Raw genomic sequence first — 20,447 nt, 5'->3', positions numbered from 1 at the left:
GCCTGGAGCATCAGCCGGCCCTGCTCCTGGGCCACCTTGGCACGCTTCTCCTCCAGCTCGGAGAGCTCCTCGAGCAGGTGCTCGCGGGAGCCCAGGCCGATGTTGCCGGAGAGGTCCGCCTCGGCGGTCTGGGGATGGTTGTCCACCACGTGCAGAAAGGTCAGCGGCGCCTCCAGCGCCTGGCTGGCCCAGGCGGCGTAGTCGCACACCCCTTCCGAGAACTTCGAGCCGTCGATGGCGGCCATCACCTGTTCGGTCATGTCAGTGACCTCCCATCAGCTTCTCGACGGCTTCCGGGTCGTCATGCACCGCAAAGCGGTCGACGATGGTGGCGCTGGCCTCGTTGAGGCCGATCATCTCGACCTCGGTACCCTCGCGGCGGAACTTGATCACCACCCGGTCCAGGGCCTGGACGGCGGTGATGTCCCAGAAGTGGGCCCGCGACAGGTCGATGGTGACCTTCTGCACGGTCTCCTTGAAGTCGAAGGCATTCCCGAAGCGTTCGGAGGAGGCGAAGAACACCTGGCCCACCACCTTGTAGACACGATGGCTGCCCTCATCGACCTCCTCGCTGCCGATGTAGAGGATGTTGCCCACCTTGTTGGCGAAGTTCATGGCGGCGATCAGCACGCCGACGAAGACGCCGATGGCCAGGTTGTGGGTGCCCACGGTCACCACCACGGTGGCAACCATGACGAAGTTGGTGCTCATGGGGTGCTTCTTGAGGTCACGGATCGACGACCAGCTGAAGGTACCGATGGCGACCATGATCATCACCGCCACCAGGGCCGCCATGGGGATCTGGGAGACCCAGTCGGCCAAGAACACCACCATCAGCAGCAGTGCCACGCCGGCGATCAGGGTCGACAGGCGGCGGCGACCACCGGACTTGATGTTGATCACCGACTGGCCGATCATCGCGCAGCCTGCCATGCCGCCCAGCAGGCCGGCGCCGATGTTGGCGATGCCCTGCCCCTTGCATTCGCGGTTCTTGTCGCTCCTGGTGTCGGTCAGATCGTCGATGATGGTGGCGGTCATCATCGACTCCAGCAGGCCCACCACGGTCAGCATCAGCGAGTAGGGCAGGATGATCATCAGCGTCTCGAGGTTGAGCGGCACGTCCGGCCACAGGAAGACCGGCAGGCTGTCGGGCAGCTCGCCCATGTCGCCCACGCTTCTGATCTCCATGCCGGTGGCCATGTAGACGGCGGTCAGCACCACGATGCACACCAGTGGCGAGGGAATCGACTTGCCGATCACCGGCACATAGGGAAAGCCGTAGATGATCGCCAGGCCGGCCAGCGTCATGGCATAGACATGCCATGTAACCCCTGTTAATTCAGGGAGTTGGGCCATAAAGATCAGGATCGCCAGGGCATTGACGAAGCCGGTGACCACCGAGCGCGACACGAAGCGCATCAGGTCGGCGAGCTTGAGGTAACCGGCGACGATCTGCAGCACCCCGGTGAGCAGGGTGGCGGCCAGCAGGTACTCCAGGCCGTGCTCCTTGACCAGGGTGATCATCAGCAACGCCATGGCGCCGGTGGCGGCCGAGATCATGCCGGAACGCCCGCCGGTGAAGGCGATGATCACGCAGATGGCGAAGGAGGCGTAGAGGCCCACCTTGGGGTCGACCCCGGCAATGATGGAGAAGGCGATCGCCTCGGGGATCAGGGCCAGCGCGACGACGATACCCGCCAGGGTGTCGCCCTTGAGGTTGGAGAACCAACTCAGTTTCATTTTTTCGTACATGCTGCGGTCCAGTCGGGGGTGATTGTCGTGCCGTGAGGCGCCAGGGTCGTGTCGCGAGCGTGCCTGCCCCGACACCCGAGGGTGTCTGGCGCCGGTGGGGCGATATCGAGGCATGGCATGGGGTGGACGCCGGGGGCGTCCGGGACAGCGGCGCGATGTCCGGCCGTGGCGCCGCCGTGACGGGGCGCCGGGGCTGGAAATGGGGAGGGGGTGCGCTAGGGCGGAGTCATCAACCCTGCGAGGAGAGCCATCGGCCCGGAGCAGAAAGTCATCACGCGGTAAGGTTCCCTTGCTCGCTGTTTCGGCATCGCCCTTCGACCAAGGTCGAGGGCAATGCCTGACAAGAGCGGCGGAGTCTACCAGAATTCGTGCTGCACGGCACCCCTGGCTCAGGCCTCGTCGGCTTCACCACGCGACGCGGCGGAACGGCCGCCACGCTCTGGCTTGAAGGCTTCCAACAGATCGATGGGCAACGGCACCACGATGGTGGAGGCGTTCTTGTTGCTCATGTCGTTCATGGTCTGCAGGTAACGCAGCTGCAGGGCCGCCGGGTTGGCGGACATCACGTGGGCCGCTTCGACCAGCTTCTTGGAGGCCTGCAGCTCGCCCTCGGCGTGGATCACCTTGGCGCGCCGCTCGCGTTCGGCCTCGGCCTGGCGGGCGATGGCGCGGATCATGCTCTCGTCGAGGTCGACGTGCTTGATCTCCACGTTGGCCACCTTGATGCCCCAGCCCTCCGCCGAGCTGTCGATGATCTCCTGGATATCGTCGTTGAGCTTGTCGCGCTCGGAGAGCATCTCGTCCAGGTCGTGCTTGCCCAGCACCGAACGCAGGGTGGTCTGGGCCAACTGGCTGGTGGCATTGACGAAGTGCTCCACCTGGATGATCGCCTTCTCGGGATCCACCACCCGGAAATAGAGCACGGCATTGACCTTGACGGTGACGTTGTCCTGGGAGATGACGTCCTGTTCCGGCACGTCCATGGTGATCACCCGCAGGTCGACCACCTCCATCTTCTGGATGGCGGGGATGACGATGATCAACCCCGGCCCCTTGACCGCCTGGAAGCGGCCGAGGAAGAACACCACGCCGCGCTTGTACTCCGGCAGGATGCGGATTGACGCCGCAATCAGTATGAACAGCAGGACTAACGGCACGAGATAGGAAAGCATCATGGCTACGTCTCCCAGTCGGTGAGAAAGGCGCGGGCGGAGCCCGCGCCTCAGTGATCCGTGTCTCGCTCGCCGCCCTCGAGCGGCTCGACATCGACCGTCAGGCCATCGATGCCCACCACCCGCACGACCTCTCCTCGGCGCAACGGCCGGGCACTGCGGGCGTTCCAGCGCTCCCCGTGCAGGCGCACATGGCCCTGCGAGTCGAAGTCCTCCAGCACCGTGGCCTCGCTGCCCTCGAGTTCCTCCTGCCCGGTGCGGGCCGGGCGACGTCGGAGCCCGAGGAAGCGGGTCATGACCCACAGCATGAGGACGGCCGCCAGCAGGGCGACGCCGCCGATCAGGGGCAGCGAGATGCTCAGGTTGTCTGCGTCCATCAGTATCACCGATCCGATCACGAAGGCGACGATGCCACCGATACCCAGGATGCCGAAGCTGGGCATCAGCGCCTCGCCGACGATCAGCGCCAGGCCCACCAGGATCAGCGCCAGCCCGGCATAGTTGACCGGCAGCACCTGGAAGGCAAACAGCGCCAGCAGCAGGCAGATGATGCCGATGGTGCCCGGCACCAGGCTGCCCGGGTTGGAGAGTTCGAAGATCAGCCCGTAGAAGCCGATGATCATCAGGAAGTAGGCGACATTGGGGTTGGTGATCACCTGCAGCAACTGGGTACGCCAGTCGGGATCGAAGCGCTCCAGGGTCAGGTCCTGGGTGGCCAGGGTACGCTCACCGCCCTCCATCACCACCGTGCGGCCGTCGATCTGCTCGAGGAGGTCGGCGATGTCGCTGGCCACCACGTCGATGACCTGGCGTTCCAGCGCCTCGTCGGCGGTGAGGTTGACCGCCTCGCGCACCGCCTCCTCGGCCCAGTCGGCGTTGCGGCCGTGGCGTTCGGCCAGGGAGCGGATATAGGCCACGGCATCCTCCAGCACCTTGCGTTCCATGGCGGTCTCGCCGCGACGGGGACCGGCGTCGCGCTCGGCCTCCTCATCGGAGGCGGCCTCGTCCTCCGCGGCGTCCTCCGGTGCATTGGTGTCGCCCTCCTCCTGTGGCTCTTCCTCGTCCTCGTCGCCCAGCCCCGGCAGGCCACCCCCGCCGATCTGCACGGGTGTCGCGGATCCCAGGTGGGTGGCCGGCGCCATGGCGGCCACGTGGCTGCCGTAGAGCAGGTAGGTGCCGGCGCTGGCCGCGCGGGCACCGGCCGGCGAGACGTAGATCGCCACCGGCACCCTGGCGTTGAGCATGCTGGAGATCATGTCGCGCATGGAGGCATCCAGGCCACCGGGAGTGTCCATCTGCACCACCACCAGCTCGGCATCACGCTCCACGGCCCGCGCCAGGCCACGCTTGAAGTAGTCGCCGATGGCCGGCCCGATGGCCCCCTCCACCGTCATCACCACGGCGGTACGCGCCTGCGTCTGGGCGGCGGCCTGCCAGGCCATCAGGGCGCCGAACGCCAGGCAGGCCAGGCTCACGACGAGCAGCAGGCGTCGCAGCGGGGTGACGCGGCACAGGCTCATGAGGCCCTCCTCCGTTGACGCTGGCTCTGCTCTTGTGGAGTCGCGTCCCGGCAACATGGTTCAGCTTCTACTGATTTCCAGACTAGCAGGCTCACCGCTCCAGCGCCGAGGCGTCCCGCGCCATTGCTGGCCACGGTATCGCCGAGACGCCGTTCAACAGGAAAGCCGAGCCCTTGACCCGACAGATCGGGAAGATAGGGGAGTAGATGCCCCGAAGCTGCCTGAAACCAGGCCTCCTGGGCCCGGTCCGCCATATGGCGGACCGGGCTCCTGCATCGTCGACGGCTGTCCTACAGATCGTGGGCTTCGCCGGCGAAGCGCTTCTGCACCTCCACCATGTAGGCGGAGAGCGATGTCAGGTCCTCGCTGTCCCAGGGAAGGGGATCCGCCTCCATGGGCGCCACCATGCAGACCTGGGTCATCTCGTCGGCGTGGACCTCCGGCATGCCGAACTGCTCGCTGGCCATCGCCACCTGATGGGGGAAGGGTTGCTCGAAGGTGGCGTTGTAGCCCACGTCATCGCCATCGCTACCGTGGCAGGAGGCGCAGGCCAGGCCGTTGCTGCTCAGGGAGGTGTCGTAGTAGAGCTCCTCGCCGCGAGCCAGCAGCTCGGGATCATTGGCGCCGTCCTCGCGATAGGCCGGGGTATAGTCATCGGGACGCGTCACGGCCGCGCTGTCGCCGCCTTCCGCCTCGCCCTCGGCTTCTCCTTCCGCCTCGCCCTCGGCTTCCGCTTCACCTTCCGCTTCCGCTTCACCTTCCGCTTCGGCCTCTCCTTCTGCCTCGGCTTCCGCTTCGGCCTCGGCCTGATTGCTGGCCAGCAGCAGCGTCTCCTCGCTCATGACCGTACCCGACGCCGTGTCGCCCGCCGAGGCCTGGAGGGCCGCGCCTCCCGCCGCCAGTGCCAGCACGGGAGTGGTACAGACCAGGCAACGCCCGAGCCGGCCCAGCAGGCGACGGCGTTTCTCGTCATGCGTTGTCATACGGTTCACCTCGCTGTTATTGGTTGTGGGTCGTCGTTGACGACGCCCAGGCCCTGCCATGCATCGACAGCGGCTAAGGGTTGGTCGCTCAACGGATTGCGGGCTTACAGTAGGCTGTAAGGGGACGCGTGCCGGCGCGACCAATCCGCAGCGTCGGCCCCGCCCGGCAGACGCCACCCCATGACGACAAGGAACGCCCATGCCCAAGCCGCACTTCGCCATCCCCTGGCTGGCCCTGCTGGCCGCCGCCCCACTGCATGCCGCCTCACCCGACGCCGACTGGCAATCGATCCTCGACGAGGCCCGCGGCCAGACGGTCTACTGGCACGCCTGGGGCGGCGACAGCCGTACCAACGACTACATCGCCTGGGTCGGTCGCCGGGTGGATGAGCGCTTCGACATCGACCTGGAGCACGTCAAGCTGGACGACACCAGCAACGCCGTCTCGCGGGTGCTGGCGGAGAAGCAGGCCGGCAACCACGACGACGGCAGCGTGGACCTGATCTGGCTCAACGGCGAGAACTTCGCCGCCATGCGCGACAACGACCTGCTCTACGGCCCCTTCGCCGAGCGGCTGCCCCACTTCCCCCTCACCCATCCCGAGCACAACCCCGAAGTGGTCACCGACTTCACCCTGCCCACCGAAGGCTACGAGTCACCCTGGGGCAAGGCGCAGATCACCTTCTACTACGACGGCGACGCCCTCGAGGCACCACCGCGCAGCATCGAGGCGCTGCTCGACTGGGCCCGCGAGCATCCCGGCCGCTTCACCTACCCGCGCATCCCCGACTTTACCGGCAGTACCTTCCTCAAGCAGGCACTGATCGCCCTGACCGAGGACCGCGATGCCCTCTACGCCCCGGTGGCGGAGAGCGACTTCGCCGCGGTCACCGCCCCGCTCTGGGACTACCTGGATGCCCTGCATCCCCACCTGTGGCGTAGCGGCCGTCAGTTCCCCGCCAGCGGGCCGGAGATGCGCAACCGGCTGGGCGACGGCGAGCTCGACCTGGCCTTCACCTTCAACCCCGCGGAGCCCGCCGCCGCGGTGGCCGACCTGGAACTACCGCCCAGCGTTCGCAGCTACGTGCTCGAGGGCGGCACCCTGGGCAACGTGCACTTCGTGGCGATCCCCTACAACTCGCCGCACCAGGCCGGTGCCATGGTGGTGGCCGACTTCCTGCTCTCGGTGGAGGCCCAGGCGCGCAAGCAGGATCTCGAGGTCTGGGGCGATCCCACGGTGCTCGACCTGACGCGACTGCCGGCGGAAAAGCGGGCACGTTTCGACACCGATGACGACCATCCGGCACTGTTGCCGCCGGAGGCGCTGGGCGAGACCCTCGCCGAGCCGCATCCCAGCTGGATGACCGCCCTGCAGGACGCCTGGCGGGAGCGCTATGTGCGTTGAGCGCCACGCCCCTGCGACACGCCGGGAACGCTGAGATGCTGCTGCGACTGGCCCCGGTGGCGATCGTCCTGCTGCTGGTCGGCCCCGTGCTGGCCGGCATCGCCATGGCCGCCCTGCCGGCCTTCGGCTACCTGCCGGCCCTGGGCGGCGAGACCCTGACGCTGGCGCCCTGGCGGGCCCTGTTCGCCGAGCCCGGCCTGGCCCGCTCGGTGCTGGTCAGCTTCGCCAGCGGCCTGGTGACCACCGCCGTCGCCCTGGCGGTGGTGCTGCTGTTCCTGGCCGCCAGCACCGGCAGCCGCCTGGATCGCTGGATTCGCCGGCTGGTCTCGCCACTGCTCTCGGTGCCCCATGCCGCGGCCGCCTTCGGCCTGGCCTTCCTCATCGCCCCGTCCGGCCTGCTCGCCCGCTGGGCCTCGCCGGGCCTGACAGGCTGGACGCGCCCGCCGGACCTGCAACTGGTCAACGATCCCTTGGGCCTGGCGCTGATGGGCGGCCTGATCCTCAAGGAGATCCCCTTCCTGCTGCTGATGAGCCTGGCCGCCCTGCCCCAGCTGGGACCGGAGCGACGGATGATGCTGGCCCGCTCGCTGGGTTACCGGCCCACCCTGGCCTGGCTCAAGGGGGTGGCGCCGGCGCTCTATCCGCTGATCCGCCTGCCGGTCTATGCGGTGATCGCCTACGCCAGCTCGGTGGTGGACATGGCGCTGATTCTGGGTCCCACCCTGCCCCCCACGCTCAGCGTATCGATCCTCGGCTGGTTCCAGGATCCCGACCTGTCCCGGCGCTTCATGGCCTCGGCCGGCGCCCTGCTGCAACTGGGCGTCACCCTGGCCGCCCTGGCCGTCTGGTGGGGCCTGGAACGGCTGGCAGCCCGCCTCGGCCGGCGCTGGCTGGAGGGCGGCGGGCGGCGGCGCGGGGAGCGAGCGCTGCGCCTGGCCGGACGCAGCCTGATCGGCGTCACCACCCTCGCCGCCCTGGCCGGGCTCGCCGCCCTGGCGCTGTTCTCGGTGGCCGGCTTCTGGCGCTTCCCCGACGCCCTGCCCCAGGGCTTCACCCTGCAGGGCTGGTCACGCGCCCTGCCCCACCTGGCGGGGCCGGTCGCCACCACCCTGGTGGTCGCCGGCGCCGCCACCCTGCTCGCCCTGCTGCTGGCCCTGGCCGCCCTGGAGAACGAGCAGCGCAGCGGCCGGCACCCGGGCTCCGCGGCCCTGGCGCTGCTCTACCTGCCACTGATCGTGCCGCAGATCGCCTTCCTGTTCGGGCTGGTGGTGCTGCTGGAGGCGCTGGGGATGCGACCCGCCCTGGGCCTGGTGATCTTCGGGCACCTGCTGTTCGTGCTGCCCTACGTCTTCCTGTCGCTCTCCGAGGCCTACCGGCGCCTCGACCCACGCTGGGCCAGGCTGGCCCTCACCCTGGGCGCGAGCCCGGCGCGGGTGTTCTGGCGCGTCCGCCTCCCGCTGCTGCTGGCCCCGCTGTTGACGGCCATGGCCGTGGGCCTGGCGATCAGCATCGGCCAGTACCTGCCCACCCAGCTGCTCGGCGCCGGCCGGCACCCCACCGTCACCACCGAGGCCGTGGCGCTGGCCGCGGGCGGCAACCGACGCCTGATCGGCGTCTGGGCCCTGCTCCAGGCGAGCCTGCCGCTGCTGGGCTTCCTCGTCGCCGTGGGCCTGCCGCGGCTGCTCTGGACGAATCGACGCGATATGCGAGGCACGCCATGATTGCCCACCATCTCGAACTCGAGCGGGTCCGCATCGCCCTCGGCGACACCCCGCTGGTCGAGCTGGACGCCCGGATCGGCCCCGGGGAAGTACTGACCGTGATGGGCCCCTCCGGCTCCGGCAAGTCGACCCTGCTGGCCTGGATCGCCGGCTTCCTGCCCCCCGCCTTCACGGTCGCCGGGCGTATCCGGCTGGACGGACACGACATCACCGGCCTGCCGGCGGAGCGCCGCGGCATCGGCCTGCTGTTCCAGGATCCCATGCTGTTCCCGCACCTCTCGGTGGGCGGCAACCTGCGCTTCGGCCTGCCGGCAGCGGCAACGGACCGCGAGGGCCAGGTGACCCGGGCCCTGGCGGAGATCGGCCTGGGCGGCTTCGCTCCCCGCGACCCCGCCACCCTCTCCGGCGGCCAGAAGGCCCGCGTGGCGCTGATGCGCCTGCTGCTCTCCAGCCCCTGCGCGGTGCTGCTCGACGAGCCCTTCTCCGGGCTCGATGCCCACCTGCGCCACGAGATGCGCCGGCTGGTGTTCGATCACCTGCGCCGGGCGGGGCTGCCCAGCCTGCTGGTGACCCATGACCGGGAAGACGCCGAGGATGCCGGTGGTCGTGTCATCGAGCTGTCGCACTGAGTCGTTCAGGCAGGGGCGCCGTTCCCCGGCAGCGTCGATGGCATACCCTAAGGGTAAGGCATGCCCACCCGTGACGACCAAGAGGAGGAGCCCGATGCCCCTGCATACCCGCCGCCCCGCTGCCGGAGCGACCCCCATATGATGGACGACTCGACACAGGGAGATGACGCCCCCACCCGCATGGAACGGCTGTCCGCCGTGCGGCCACGCCTGCTGGCCTTCGCCAGGCTGCATCTCCGGGACGCCGCCCTGGCCGAGGACGCCGTCCAGGACGCCCTGATGGCGGCCATCGAGAAGGATGCCAGCTTCGCCGGGCGTTCCGGCTACGAGACCTGGGTCTTCGGTATCCTCAAGTACAAGATTCTCGACAGCCTGCGCGCCCAGAAGCGCCAGGGAAAGTTGATGCCGCTGGAGGACGAGGGCGATGACGAGGCCATCGACCGCCAGTTCCAGCACAACGGCCGCTGGCAGGAAGAGGCCCGGCCATCGAGCTGGGGGGAGCCCGAGGCCGTCTTCGAGAGCGAGCGTTTCTGGCAGGTCTTCGACGCCTGCCTGATCGCCCTGCCCGACAGCGCGGCACGGGTCTTCTCGCTGCGGGAGCTGATGGGGCTCTCCACCGCCGAGATCTGCCAGGCCCTGGAGATTCGCGAGAACAACTGCTGGGTCATCCTGCATCGTGCCCGGCTACGGCTGCGCGCCTGCCTGGAGAAAGGCTGGCTGAAGGAGGGAACGACATGATGATGTGCCGTCAGGCCACGCGGCTGATGTCGCTGCGCCAGGACCGCAAGCTCAGCCTGGGGGAGGCGCTCTCCCTGCGCATGCACCTCGCCATGTGTGGCGCCTGCCGGCAATGCGACCGGCAGTTCACGCTCCTGCATGAGGCCGGGCGCCGCCGCGCGGACAGCCTCTTTGCTTCCCGCAGCGATCGGGAATGAGGCCCGCTGCCCCAGCCTGATCAGGCGCTCCTCACCGGTGGTGCCTCGGCCTGGCGCTGCCAGTGACGCAGGGTCGAGGGATGGACGCCGAAATCGTCGGGCAATGCCACGCCGAGCCGCTCCGCCAGCAGGCCGAGGATCGCCATGTGGTGGATGGTGTGGCTGGTCAGAAAGGCCAGCTCGCGACCCAGGCTGGTGGGCAGCGCCTGTGCATCGCCACCGCCGAGCGGGTAGTGCAGCCGCACGTGGGCGGATGCCGCGCCTTCGACCAGGTCGGCCAGCGCCACGACGATCGCGTCGAGCCGCCTGATGGCGCGTGCGGGAGAGCGTTCCAGGCCGGGGTCTCGGCGTCGGTGCTCATAGTCCAGCACCGCGGCCTCGGCGCTCAGCAGTGATTCATAGTGATCGAGGATGTGACGGACGTGACGGCCGATGGAGTGACGCCCCAGGGTACCGCAGGCCCGACCATAGGCGGAGGACGACAGCCCGGCCAGCAGGTCGCGCAGCTGGCACAGGGCCTGACGGTTCTCATCGACCAGCGCAGCGAGTTCGGGAGAAGCTTCCGGCGATGGGTATGACATGGCGGATCTCCGGGTCGCGGAATGACGTGCCGGGACCGGCCGGTTAGAGCCGGCCCGGCATTCCTTCGGGCATGCAGGAAAGCCTCTCAGCCCTCGGCTTCGGCCTCACCCTCGGCCTCGCCTTCCGCTTCTTCCTCCTCTTCGCCTTCCGCTTCACCCTCGGCCTCTCCCTCGGCCTCACCCTCGGCCTCTCCCTCGGCTTCGGCTTCGGCCTCGGCATCGTCCTCATGGGCCGCCGCCAGCATCAGCGGCGCCTCCTGGCCATCGGTGTAGACGGGTTCCCCCGGCGCCTCCTCGGCCAGGGCCTGGAAGGCGGCACCGCTGGCCACCAGGGCCAGGGCGGGTGCCGCCGGCCCAAGCCGGCGACCCAGCCGGCTCAGCAGGTGACGGCGCCTTGCATCGTGATGTGTCATGGTCATGACCTCCTCGTTCAGCGGTGAGCGACATGACGAAACATGTCGCATGGCCAGCGGGCCGACTCCGTCGGCCTCGCGGATGACGATGGGCACGGGGCCCATCGTCGATCGTCCGGTGGCGGCTCAACCCTCGGCCGCCGCCGGCTCGAACCGGCAGCCACCGGCGACCCCGGCGGCGAGATCCATCAGCCAGGCGGCCAGGGCTTGGACGCCCTGCTCGTCCAGCGGGTCGTCCCGGGTGGTGCACACGCGGGGCAGCAGGGCCCCCAGCACCTCCAGGGTCGAGGTCGCCGATGCCCAGTCGCCCTCTCCATCGGGCATCAGCACCCCGTTGATCACCACTCTCTCGGGCCAGTCGCTAACCGGGGATGATGCCCCCGTCAGCGGCAACCCCAGGGGCTCGGCCCGGCTCGGGTCGGCCAGGGAGAGCCGCAGCCCGCGGCAGACCCTGCCGGTTCGCCCGCTGACGACGTCGATGGCGGTCTCGTCGGGCGTACCGAGACACAGCCACCCCTCGCCCTCGGCGGTCAGCGCCAGGGGAGCGTCGATCACCGCCTGGTCCGGGAGGGCCGCCTGGCGCAGCAGTTCGCCGCACAGGACATCCGCCAGGCGCGCCAGGGGGAGCCGTGAGGCGACCAGAGTCTGGTCGCTGGCCAGGGCGTAACCGCCGCCCGGCTCGCACAGGATCGACAGCCGCGGCAGGCGTCCCGACTCGTCATCGTGCAGCGGCCCAAGCCGACCGGCGAAAGCCGCGTCGAGCCGCGCCATGGCGGCGGCACTGCCGACCGAAAGCGCCCAGTGATGGCCGTCGAAGGCGAGACGCAGCTCGCGCCGGAAGGGCGGTGACGACGTCTCTCGCGACGCCTCCTCAGGGGCATCGCCGCGCTGACGCAGCAAGCCGTCGCGACACCAGCCGTGCAGGGTCCGCCACACCAGCTCGCGGTGGGCCTCGGCATCGCCCGTGGCGTTATCGCCCAGGGCTTCGTCGAGCTGCTCGGCAATGGCGTCGGGATCGAGCCCTTCGGTGGCCAGCAGCCAGATCAGCGCCGCACTGTCGTTGGGCCGATAGTAGTGGCCGCGCTTCAGGTCGTGCAGGGCCAACTCGTCGCCGTGAAACAGCTCCACCACCTCACGACGCTCCAGCGTCGGCCGGGGCAATGCGTAGCCGGCAAACGCCTCGGCCAGGCGGAAGTCGCTGAGGTCCGGCAGCGAGAAGCAGGGCAGATAGCGTTCCGGCGTCGACGCGGGCAGCAGCCGCCGGAAGTCGCCGGCACGGGCCTGTTCCGCCTCGGCCTCGGCGAGCAGCGACGCCGCGCTGGCCCCGTCCGACGGCGTCGGCGCCTCGCCGGGCACGTCCACCAGCCGCATCAGGTCATTGACCAGGGCTCCCTTGATCGCCTCCTCGACGCGACCGCCGCTCTCCGGGGCGGCGCAGGTACCCAGCGAGGGGCTGAGATTGCATTCGAGGATCCACGGCTTGAGGGTGTCGTCCACCAGGCAGTCGAGCCCCAGCAGCTCATAGCAGCCCCGCGGATCGGCCCCGGCCTCGGCCGTGCGCAGGCGCATGGCATCCACCGCCGAGATCGCCGTGAGTGCCACCAGGTCCTCGATCCGCGCGAAGAGGGCGGCATCGTCGTGGCCCTGGTCGCGCAGCAAGGCCCGATAGCGCTCCAGGTCGATGAACTCCACCGGCACTTCGGCTCTGTCGTTGAGGGCGTTGATGTCGGGGTTGGTGAGCTGGCTGAAGGGGTTGTCGGCGTCGTCCGGATCCCAGGGCTCGGAGGCCAGCTTGGCGAAGCCCTGGCGGTAGAGGTAGACCCGCAGCGGCGTCAGCGAGCTGATCAGCACGTAGAGACGCAGCACGTACTTGTGGCCACGGATGGTGTGGGGATTGGCCAGGTATTCCTGGACCAGCCAGTCCCGTGCCAGCGGGGCCGCGGCCACGTCGCGCAGCACCCTGACTCCCTTGCCCTTGGAGGCGTTGGTGGGCTTGAGGATCCAGCGCTGCTCGGGACGCGCCACCGCCGCCTCCTGCAGGGCGTGATAGTCGCGCGGCATCAGGTAGGCACGGGGAAAGAACGCCAGGCGCTCGGCGGCCTCGCTGTCCGGCCCCCAGGCCTCGTGGAGACGCTCGCGCACGGCACCCAGGCTGTCGTGGAGGCGACTCTTGACGGTGAGGGCCGCGTTGCCCGGGAAGTGGTTGAGCTTGCGCCGCGGAGCGGCATGCCGGAACTGCGCCGGATCGGGCATGCCGGTGATCCAGCCGGCGTCCCACTGGGTCTCGTCCCCTTGCTGCCAGCCCCGGGCCTCCAGGGCCTCGCGGAAGAAGCGGTCCTGCTCGGCCGCGCGCTTGCCCCCCAGCCAGAAGCGCCGCGGCGTTTGCGGTTGCGTCATCTTTCCCTCCCCCGTCGTCCAGGCTGCGGGCGATGCCCGCCTGGGTATCGTCACATGGGGCTCTGTCGCGACAGGACGCCCCGCCTTACAGCGATAGCAGGGAATCGAGGTTTCGTCCCGGAAAAGGCAAGGGGGCCGAGATCGTGGCCGGGCCACTCATGCCATATGGAAATAACGGGATCGGCAATTCATACAAGAATCGCATTGCCTGGCGGGTTCCGTGCCGCCTAGGCTGGACACATTCCCCGACAGGAGCGTATCCGATGAAAGCGATCTTCCTTCTGGCCGCCGGCAGCCTGGCCTTCGCCGGCCCGGCCCTCGCCATGCATCCCGGCCCCCTGGTCGAGGCCGACTGGCTCGAGGGGCAGCTGGGCAGCGACGACCTGGTGGTGCTGGACGTGCGTTCCGGCATCGACGACGGCGGCGACCGCGACGCCTTCGAGGCGGCGCGCATCCCCGGCAGCCGCTACAGCAACTATACCGACGCCGGCTGGCGCGAGGACCGCGACGGGGTGGCCGGCCTGATGCCCGAGGTCGACGACCTCGAGGCGCTGATCGGCGGCCTGGGCATCGACAACGACGACACCGTGGTGGTGGTATCGGCCGGCACCGGGCCCACCGACTTCGGCAGCGCCGCCCGGGTCTACTGGACCTTCAAGGCGCTGGGCCACGACGAGGTGACGGTCCTCAACGGCGGCTTCGCCGGCTGGCAGCGGCAGGGGTTCGAGGTCGCCAGCGGGCCGGTGGAGGCGCCGGAAGCAGCGCGCTTCGAGGGCGAGCTGCGCGAGGCGCTGCTGGCCACCACCGAGGAGGTGGAGGCGGCGCGCGAGGCCGGGGAGCAACTGGTGGACGCCCGGCCGCCGGCCTTCTTCAACGGCGAGACCCAGTCGCCCGCGGCCCGGGTGCCCGGCACCATCCCGGGGTCGGTGAACCTGCCCCACGACAGCCACCTGGTGGAACGCGACGGGGCCTACTACCTGGATGCCGAGGCGCTGTCGGCGCACATCGACGAACTGGGGCTGGACCGGGAGGCGCCCACCGTGGCCTTCTGCAACACCGGCCACTGGGCCGCCAGCGGCTGGTTCCAGCTCAGCGAGATCGGAGGACTCGAGGCCGCCACCATGTACGACGGCTCCATGGCCGCCTGGACCCGCGACGACGCGCGTCCCGTGCAGCTGGCCGACCGCGGCACCGTCAGCGTCGGTGAGCTGGTCGAATAACCGGCGCAGACGATCCTGCCATACGCCCCGCGGCCCCGCCCGCGGGGCGTTTCATTGCCCGACAGCCTGTCGGATTCGCCTACGCATCGCGTGAGATACGGATTGCCCGGTAGCGCGGCGGGCCGCTAGGTCAGCCGCTCGGCCAGGGCATCGAGATCGGCCACGGTCATGTCCGGTTCGATGCCCCAGGGATCGAAGGGGGCCTCGGGGCTGCGCCGCACCCAGGCCGCATGCAGGCCGGCGTGGCGGGCGCCGATAACGTCGAAGGGGTTACTGGAGATCAGCCAGGTATCGCCGGGTGCCACCTCGAGCCGCTGGCGCAGGTGGGCGTAGACCGCCGGGTCCGGCTTGAAGCGCTTGACCTCGTCGACGCTGACCACCGCCTCGAAGCGCTCGCGGATGCCGGCCCGCTCGAGTAGCCCCTCCACCGCCTCCCGGGTGCCGTTGGAAAAGGCCACGCAGGTGATGCCGGCCTCGGCGAAGCGCGCCAGCGCCTCGGCCGCCTCGGGGAAGGCCGGCAGACGCCCGTAGACGCCCATCAGGTGGTCCCTGTCACCATCGCCGAGCCCGGTCTGCAGCGCCCGGTCGGTGAACTCCAGGGCCTCGCGGGTGCAGCGGTCGAAGGGCACGTAGGCGCCCATCAGGCCGCGGCGGAAGCTGTATTCCAGCTGCTTGTCACGCCAGCGCCGGGAGAACTCGGCTGCTCGCTCGCCATGCCCGCGACCGGCCAGGCGTTCCTCCAGTTCGGCGACCACGCCGTGGGTGTCGATCAGGGTGCCGTAGACATCGAAGGCCAGTACCGTTGCCATCCGCTCCGCTCCTAAGGTTCAGGGGTAACGAAGCCAGAGCATGGCGCCTGATGCGCCGGGACTCAAGGGTCTCGCCAGGAGGCCGGCAAGACCGTGATCGGTAATGGAAGGCAATCCGGGATGGTCTGGCTCGACCCTGGCCGAGCCAGACCGACGGCATCAGTTCAACTCGGTCGTCAGATAGTAGCGCTGGGTCGTTTCCTTGCGACCGCTTAGCCGGGTGCCATGAACGTCCAGGATATAACGACCGGGCTCGAGGGACTGCGTCAGGACGAAGTTGTGTCCCCTAGCATCCGAGCGAGCCACGACATTTCCTTGCTCGTCCTTCAGCAGGGCCGACACCCTGCTGCCATCCGCCCCATGACTCCAGAGTTGACTGGCCACCTGGAGCCGGCTGCGGGCGTCGACATCCAGATGATAACGATCCAGGGTCGGTATCAGCCGAGAGGGCGAGTTTCCCTCCTGAAGCGCCCAGGTAGGGGCGTTCGGCATGGCGACGGCCTGCCCGGCCATTCCTGCGGTCATGACACCTGCGATAAGGGCCGACATGATGAAGGTTGCGCGTTTCATGATCTCTCTCCTTTTCCACCCAATGGCATCGGATCACGGATCGTGAATCCTTGCTCCTTGGTAGCATCCGTCCACCTGAATCTTACGATTATCATCGCGCTTTCAAAGGATTAATTCGGTTATATTTCTTCTTCAACAGTCTAAAAAAATCCGTAAGCCAAGCAGTCGATAACCGACAAAGGAGAGGTGTCCTAAACTCGAGGAAATGATCGTCAGGAACGCGACGAATCGGCCGACCTTCCACCCGGTCGTCGTGCCGGTTTCTCGGTGTCTTGCGGGTCGCTTTCCAGTGGGGTCATTCCGCCTGCGCCAGCTGTCGCAGGCCCAGCCAGAGGCCAGCCAGCAGCAGTAACAGCGCCACCGGCACCAACAGCGGTGCCAGCCCGGCCACGGCACCGGCGACCGGCACCCCCAGCCAGATCACCAACAGCGGAGCGCAGCAGGCGCCACCCGCCAGCAGGCCGGGCAGCACGGCCAGCAGGCCCAGGCTCGAGCCGCGCAGCGAGCAGCGCCTGGGGAGTCGCCACAGCCGCCAGCCGACCAGGAGGTTGAGCCCGAGCAGCATCCCCATGAGCAGTGACAGCAGGGTATTGAGCGGGCTGAACGTCCAGACCAGGGGCCCGGCCATGAGCAGCCCCACCGGCTCGAACTGGAGGGGCCCCCGCGGTTCCAGCAGTCGTGACCAGGCGGGGAAACTGGCCTGCCAACCGCTGCCACCGCCAGCGATATCCCCACCGAGCCAGAGATAGAGCAACGCATAGCCGCAGGCGATGAGCCCGAGCGTCAGGCATCGTCCCGGCGAGCCCAGCACTCCGCCCAGGCCTGGCCGCCCAACGCTCATGGAGCCACTCCGATGAGCTCGGTATCGGGATAGAAGGCCGCCCAGGCGAACCACATGGCCTCGAAGCCGTGCACCGGCTCCAGGGCCGCCATGCCCGGTCCCTCGATACCGGTCGCCCCGAACGTCAGGGCGTCATGGTCGATCGCCTCCCCCTCGGAGTTGCGATAGGCCCAACCGGTCTCCAGCCCCGGGTCATGGATGATGGTGTAGGTACTCTCACCCAGGGCAACATCGATGACGGCTTCCCGACTCAAGGCCTCCAGGGTGATGGCCACCGCGCCCTCGGGCGCCCGCAGGCCGAACACCGGTGCCTTGGGGGGAAGACGCGAGTCGTCGTGCATGACCGGGAACAGGCGGCCGCTGTCGGGACGGTAATAGCCACGCAACGGCACATAGCTGCCATAGGGATCGTGGCGATAGTTGCGCACATGGCCGGTCCGCTCGCTGAGTACCCGGGTCTCGGGATACCGCGCCCGCCAGGCCCCCCAGGTGGTCCAGAACAGCCTCACCTCCTCCAGCCCCCGCCCGGCCAGCTCACCGGCGATGGCGCCGCCCAGCATCTGTGGCCACTCACTGTCCGTGGCACGGTCATACATGACGAGATTGCTGTTGACCAGCCGACCGGAGACACCGAACTCGGTATCGCCCCGCCTGAATCCCAGGGCCGTGCCCGTCAGCGGACAGTAGGTGATGCTGAGCGCCTCCCCCGCCACCTCATCGTTGACGATCTCGTGCCAGACCAGGATACGCTGCGGGTAGGCCCGGGCCTCGCCGTTCAGGTAGAGCCCGATGACGATCTCCTCATCGGCCAGCCCGGCGTCCTCGGCCGCCACGAAGTGCGGCCGGTCGATGGAGGGGATGCCATCCTTGGGCGGCCCACCGGATCTCACCGCCTGGCGAAACGCCGCCAGGTCGTGCATGACGCTCCCCGACGGCTCGGGCAGTACCGGTGGGGATGCCGCCACGGCCATCCCTCCTCCCCATCCCAGGAAGAGGCACAACGCCATGAATGATTTTCCGGGAGATGACATCTCTGCCCCCTCAGCCGAGGCCGATTGCATGACGAGGTTCAGTTCTGTCTGACCGACACCTCCATCCTTACACCGGCTCCCTGTGGCTGTAAGGCCAGTGCCCTGCGACTGACACAGGAGGACGGGCCGGCATGCTACCCGGTCCGCAATGGAGGAAGAATGATGCTCAAGCACTCGAGCTGTAAGGAGGCAACTCGCCTGATGTCCAAGCGGCTGGATACCCGGCTGACCTGGAGGGAGTCCCTGTCTCTACGTCTTCACCTGGCCATGTGCCGCGCCTGCTCCCGGTGCCAGGCGCAATTCCGCCTTCTGGGTGAGTACCGTCGTCGCTTCAAGGGCGATATCCCGCAAGGCACACGGAAGGACCCCGATGCTTTTTCCGACAGGAGTTAATGCCGTCTCTCGTCGATTCGCTCGACCGTCGCCCAGGCCGCCAGCATGCCGTGCACCGAGGGTCGGGGCACCGGAGGCGACGGCGATCACCCGGTCAACCGCTCCAGGGCGAACCCCGCGATGGCGGTGTCCTGTACCCCGGTGCCGGTCAGGTCGCACACCGTGACGGTGGCCTCCGAGAGGCGCAGCCGCTGCCCCTCGGCGATCACCCGCCCCAGCTCGTGGACCTTGAAGGGCAGCTCGCCGCCGCCGAAGGCCTCGAGTTCGCCGTTGGTCTCGCTCTGGGCCCGGCTGTCGCAGACGAAGGCGTCAGCACGGGTCAGCACCGAGGCGTCCAGCTCACGCTTGCCGGGGGCATCGGAGCCCATGGCGGTGACGTGTACCCCCTCGGGCAGGTCCCGGGCGTGCAGCAGCGGTTCCCGCGACGGCGTAGCGGTGACGATGATGTCGGCCCGCCGGCAGGCCTCGCCGACGCCGTCGTGGACATTCACCTCGAGCCCCTTGGCGCGCAGCCGATCGGCGTAGGCCTCGGCGGCCTCGTGGCGCCGCGCCCAGACATCGACGGTGTCGAGGTCGCGCACCAGGCGCAGCGCCTGCACCTGGCGCTCGGCCTGTTCGCCCGCGCCCAGCACCGCCACCCGGCGGCTCTCCTCCCGTGATAGGTGCCTGGCGGCGATGGCGCCGGCCAGTGCCGTGCGCACCAGGGTGAGATACCCCTCGTCGAAGAGCACCGCCTCCACCAGCCCGGTCCTGGCCGAGAAGACCATCATCAGGCCATTGAGGCTCGGCAGGCCCAGTCGGGGGTTGTCGAAGAAGCCAGGGCTGACCTTGATGGCGAAGCGCTCGGCACCGCGGATATGGGCGGTCTTGACGTCCACCTCGCCGTTGGCCTCCTCGATGGCCATGGAGAGGATTGGCGGCTGCACCACCTCGCCGCGCCCCAGGGCGGCGAATCCCGCCTCCACGGCGGCCAGGGCGTCGCGGTCGATGCCCACGGCCCGTTCGATGGCATCGCGATGGTAGAGCTGCATGGACTCCTCCTCGAAAGCTGGAAGACAAGCTTAGACATGCCAGGTGCTATGGCGAAGCGATATCCACCCGGAATAGATGGCGCCAGCGTAGCGGCGCTCGGCGCTTATCGTCCTGCCAGCCGGCGAGCCTGGTCAAAGGTTTCCAGCGAAACGCCGTTGCCGGAGAGGATCAAGGCCACCGACTGGCCGCGCACGTCGATGGCGTGTTCGGCCAGGGCCGCTAGGCCCACGGCGGCGGCGCCCTCCACCAGCAGCTTCTCGTGCTCGAGGAGGTCGACCATGGCCCGGGCGATGGCACCCTCCGAGACCTGGTAATGGTCGTCCATGACCTCGCGCACCAGGGCCAGGGTGCAGCAGTTGTCCCGCCCGATGCCGCCGCCCAGGGAGTCCCCCAGGCTCTCGACCTCCTCGACCTCCACCGGGTGGCCGGCCTCGAGGCTCTCCCACATGGCCGCGCCTCGCGACAGGCTCACCCCGGTGACCCGGCACGCCGGGCGAATCGCCTTGACCGCCGCACCGATACCGCCCAACAGGCCACCACCGGAGAGGCCGACGATCACCCGGTCCAGGCCCGGGCAGTCCTCCATCAGCTCCAGGCCGATGGTGCCCTGGCCGGCGGCGATGCGCGGGTCGTCGAAGGGCGGGATCAGGGTCATGCCGCGCTCGGCGACCAGCCGCTCGACCTCGGCGAAGGCCGTGTCCTGGCTCTCCCCCACGCGTCGCACCTCGGCGCCGAGGGTCTCGATGGCGGCCACCTTGTTGGCCGGCACCAGCCGCGACAGGCAGACCACCGCCGGCACCCCGAGCCGGGCGGCGGCCAGGGCCACCGCCCGGCCGTGGTTGCCGGTGGAGGCGGTCACCACCCCGGCGGCCAGCGACTCGGCCCCCCGCTCCTCGCGCAGCGCGGCAAGCATATTGACGGCGCCGCGCAGCTTGAAGGCGCCGCTGGGCTGCAGGGTCTCCAGCTTGAGGCGGATATCGGCAGCGAAGCGCTCGGAGAGCGCCGGGGAGGCCACCAACGGGGTGCGTACCGCCTGGCCGGCG

The 20,447-nt window shown here is 69.0% G+C and carries 21 protein-coding genes; 7 read left to right on the top strand and 14 right to left on the bottom strand.

The genetic code is table 11. The features are described from left to right. From QWY80_RS09600 to QWY80_RS09580, 5 genes are all read right to left on the bottom strand, one after another. On the bottom strand, nucleotides 1-260 hold a 260-nt coding region (locus QWY80_RS09600; RefSeq protein WP_290231009.1), incomplete at its 3' end, for a universal stress protein. A gap of 1 nt (nucleotide 261) precedes the next feature. After that, entirely contained in the window at nucleotides 262-1,752 is a 1,491-nt protein-coding gene (locus tag QWY80_RS09595) for a SulP family inorganic anion transporter (protein WP_290230765.1), read from the bottom strand. 389 nt (nucleotides 1,753-2,141) lie between these two features. After that, nucleotides 2,142-2,927: a slipin family protein gene (locus QWY80_RS09590; RefSeq protein ID WP_290230762.1), complete on the bottom strand. Its 786-nt coding sequence runs from the start codon at nucleotides 2,925-2,927 to the stop codon at nucleotides 2,142-2,144. Between the two features lie 47 nt (nucleotides 2,928-2,974). Beyond that, nucleotides 2,975-4,444 carry an NfeD family protein gene (locus QWY80_RS09585; protein ID WP_290230760.1) on the bottom strand — a complete coding sequence of 490 codons (1,470 nt, stop codon included), beginning with the start codon at nucleotides 4,442-4,444 and terminating at the stop codon, nucleotides 2,975-2,977. A 290-nt stretch (nucleotides 4,445-4,734) separates the two neighbouring features. Beyond that, nucleotides 4,735-5,427: a hypothetical protein gene (locus tag QWY80_RS09580; protein WP_290230756.1), complete on the bottom strand. Its 693-nt coding sequence runs from the start codon at nucleotides 5,425-5,427 to the stop codon at nucleotides 4,735-4,737. A 199-nt stretch (nucleotides 5,428-5,626) separates the two neighbouring features. Here QWY80_RS09580 and QWY80_RS09575 point away from each other — a divergent pair, with 199 nt between their 5' ends. The 5 genes from QWY80_RS09575 to QWY80_RS09555 all read left to right on the top strand — a co-directional run bounded on the left by QWY80_RS09575 (nucleotide 5,627) and on the right by QWY80_RS09555 (nucleotide 10,117). Further along, complete coding sequence (locus QWY80_RS09575) at nucleotides 5,627-6,832, top strand: ABC transporter substrate-binding protein (protein WP_290230753.1); 1,206 nt, start codon at nucleotides 5,627-5,629, stop codon at nucleotides 6,830-6,832. 35 nt (nucleotides 6,833-6,867) lie between these two features. Beyond that, the gene (locus QWY80_RS09570) at nucleotides 6,868-8,553 is read left to right on the top strand and encodes an ABC transporter permease (RefSeq protein WP_290230751.1); all 1,686 of its coding nucleotides are present in this window, start codon (nucleotides 6,868-6,870) and stop codon (nucleotides 8,551-8,553) included. Further along, on the top strand, nucleotides 8,550-9,182 hold the full coding sequence (locus QWY80_RS09565) for an ATP-binding cassette domain-containing protein (RefSeq protein WP_290230748.1): 633 nt from the start codon (nucleotides 8,550-8,552) through the stop codon (nucleotides 9,180-9,182). Before QWY80_RS09570 ends, QWY80_RS09565 begins: the two co-directional genes overlap by 4 nt. Before the next feature lie 138 nt (nucleotides 9,183-9,320). Next, a complete protein-coding gene (locus QWY80_RS09560; protein WP_290230744.1) occupies nucleotides 9,321-9,920 on the top strand; it encodes a sigma-70 family RNA polymerase sigma factor in 600 nt (199 codons plus the stop codon). Next, entirely contained in the window at nucleotides 9,917-10,117 is a 201-nt protein-coding gene (locus QWY80_RS09555) for a zf-HC2 domain-containing protein (RefSeq protein WP_290230742.1), read from the top strand. Before QWY80_RS09560 ends, QWY80_RS09555 begins: the two co-directional genes overlap by 4 nt. 20 nt (nucleotides 10,118-10,137) lie before the next feature. Here QWY80_RS09555 and QWY80_RS09550 read toward each other — a convergent pair whose 3' ends face one another. The 3 genes from QWY80_RS09550 to QWY80_RS09540 all read right to left on the bottom strand — a co-directional run bounded on the left by QWY80_RS09550 (nucleotide 10,138) and on the right by QWY80_RS09540 (nucleotide 13,508). After that, a complete protein-coding gene (locus QWY80_RS09550; protein ID WP_290230739.1) occupies nucleotides 10,138-10,698 on the bottom strand; it encodes a DinB family protein in 561 nt (186 codons plus the stop codon). An 86-nt stretch (nucleotides 10,699-10,784) separates the two neighbouring features. Beyond that, nucleotides 10,785-11,117 carry a hypothetical protein gene (locus tag QWY80_RS09545; protein WP_290230737.1) on the bottom strand — a complete coding sequence of 111 codons (333 nt, stop codon included), beginning with the start codon at nucleotides 11,115-11,117 and terminating at the stop codon, nucleotides 10,785-10,787. A gap of 120 nt (nucleotides 11,118-11,237) precedes the next feature. Continuing rightward, nucleotides 11,238-13,508 carry a hypothetical protein gene (locus QWY80_RS09540; RefSeq protein ID WP_290230735.1) on the bottom strand — a complete coding sequence of 757 codons (2,271 nt, stop codon included), beginning with the start codon at nucleotides 13,506-13,508 and terminating at the stop codon, nucleotides 11,238-11,240. A gap of 263 nt (nucleotides 13,509-13,771) precedes the next feature. Here QWY80_RS09540 and QWY80_RS09535 point away from each other — a divergent pair, with 263 nt between their 5' ends. Beyond that, nucleotides 13,772-14,728 carry a sulfurtransferase gene (locus tag QWY80_RS09535; protein ID WP_290230734.1) on the top strand — a complete coding sequence of 319 codons (957 nt, stop codon included), beginning with the start codon at nucleotides 13,772-13,774 and terminating at the stop codon, nucleotides 14,726-14,728. Nucleotides 14,729-14,853: 125 nt separating this feature from the next. Here the strand turns inward: QWY80_RS09535 and QWY80_RS09530 are convergent, their stop codons facing one another. The 4 genes from QWY80_RS09530 to QWY80_RS09515 form a co-directional block, all read right to left on the bottom strand. Continuing rightward, nucleotides 14,854-15,537, bottom strand: a complete 684-nt coding sequence (locus QWY80_RS09530) for a haloacid dehalogenase type II (RefSeq protein WP_290230733.1) — start codon at nucleotides 15,535-15,537, stop codon at nucleotides 14,854-14,856. Nucleotides 15,538-15,696: 159 nt separating this feature from the next. Next, nucleotides 15,697-16,107, bottom strand: coding sequence for a hypothetical protein (locus QWY80_RS09525; protein WP_290230732.1), 411 nt, complete (start codon nucleotides 16,105-16,107; stop codon nucleotides 15,697-15,699). A 295-nt stretch (nucleotides 16,108-16,402) separates the two neighbouring features. After that, entirely contained in the window at nucleotides 16,403-16,948 is a 546-nt protein-coding gene (locus tag QWY80_RS09520; RefSeq protein WP_290230730.1) for a hypothetical protein, read from the bottom strand. Continuing rightward, complete coding sequence (locus QWY80_RS09515) at nucleotides 16,945-17,913, bottom strand: DUF3179 domain-containing protein (RefSeq protein WP_290230728.1); 969 nt, start codon at nucleotides 17,911-17,913, stop codon at nucleotides 16,945-16,947. The genes QWY80_RS09520 and QWY80_RS09515 overlap by 4 nt, the downstream gene beginning before the upstream one ends. Nucleotides 17,914-18,138: 225 nt before the next feature. Here QWY80_RS09515 and QWY80_RS09510 point away from each other — a divergent pair, with 225 nt between their 5' ends. After that, on the top strand, nucleotides 18,139-18,372 hold the full coding sequence (locus QWY80_RS09510) for a zf-HC2 domain-containing protein (protein ID WP_353960446.1): 234 nt from the start codon (nucleotides 18,139-18,141) through the stop codon (nucleotides 18,370-18,372). 86 nt (nucleotides 18,373-18,458) lie between these two features. Here QWY80_RS09510 and QWY80_RS09505 read toward each other — a convergent pair whose 3' ends face one another. Together QWY80_RS09505 and eutB are read right to left on the bottom strand one after the other, a co-directional pair. Beyond that, nucleotides 18,459-19,403 carry a cyclodeaminase gene (locus QWY80_RS09505; RefSeq protein WP_290230727.1) on the bottom strand — a complete coding sequence of 315 codons (945 nt, stop codon included), beginning with the start codon at nucleotides 19,401-19,403 and terminating at the stop codon, nucleotides 18,459-18,461. 104 nt (nucleotides 19,404-19,507) lie between these two features. Further along, the coding region (gene eutB / locus QWY80_RS09500; RefSeq protein WP_290230723.1) for a hydroxyectoine utilization dehydratase EutB at nucleotides 19,508-20,447 on the bottom strand (940 nt) is incomplete at its 5' end.

Origin of the sequence: Halomonas ramblicola (genome assembly GCF_030409215.1) — a bacterium.
Taxonomy (GTDB): Bacteria; Pseudomonadota; Gammaproteobacteria; order Pseudomonadales; family Halomonadaceae; genus Halomonas; species Halomonas ramblicola.
Note: the sequence above shows the minus strand (reverse complement) of the source record. Positions and strands in the feature narration are given on the sequence as shown.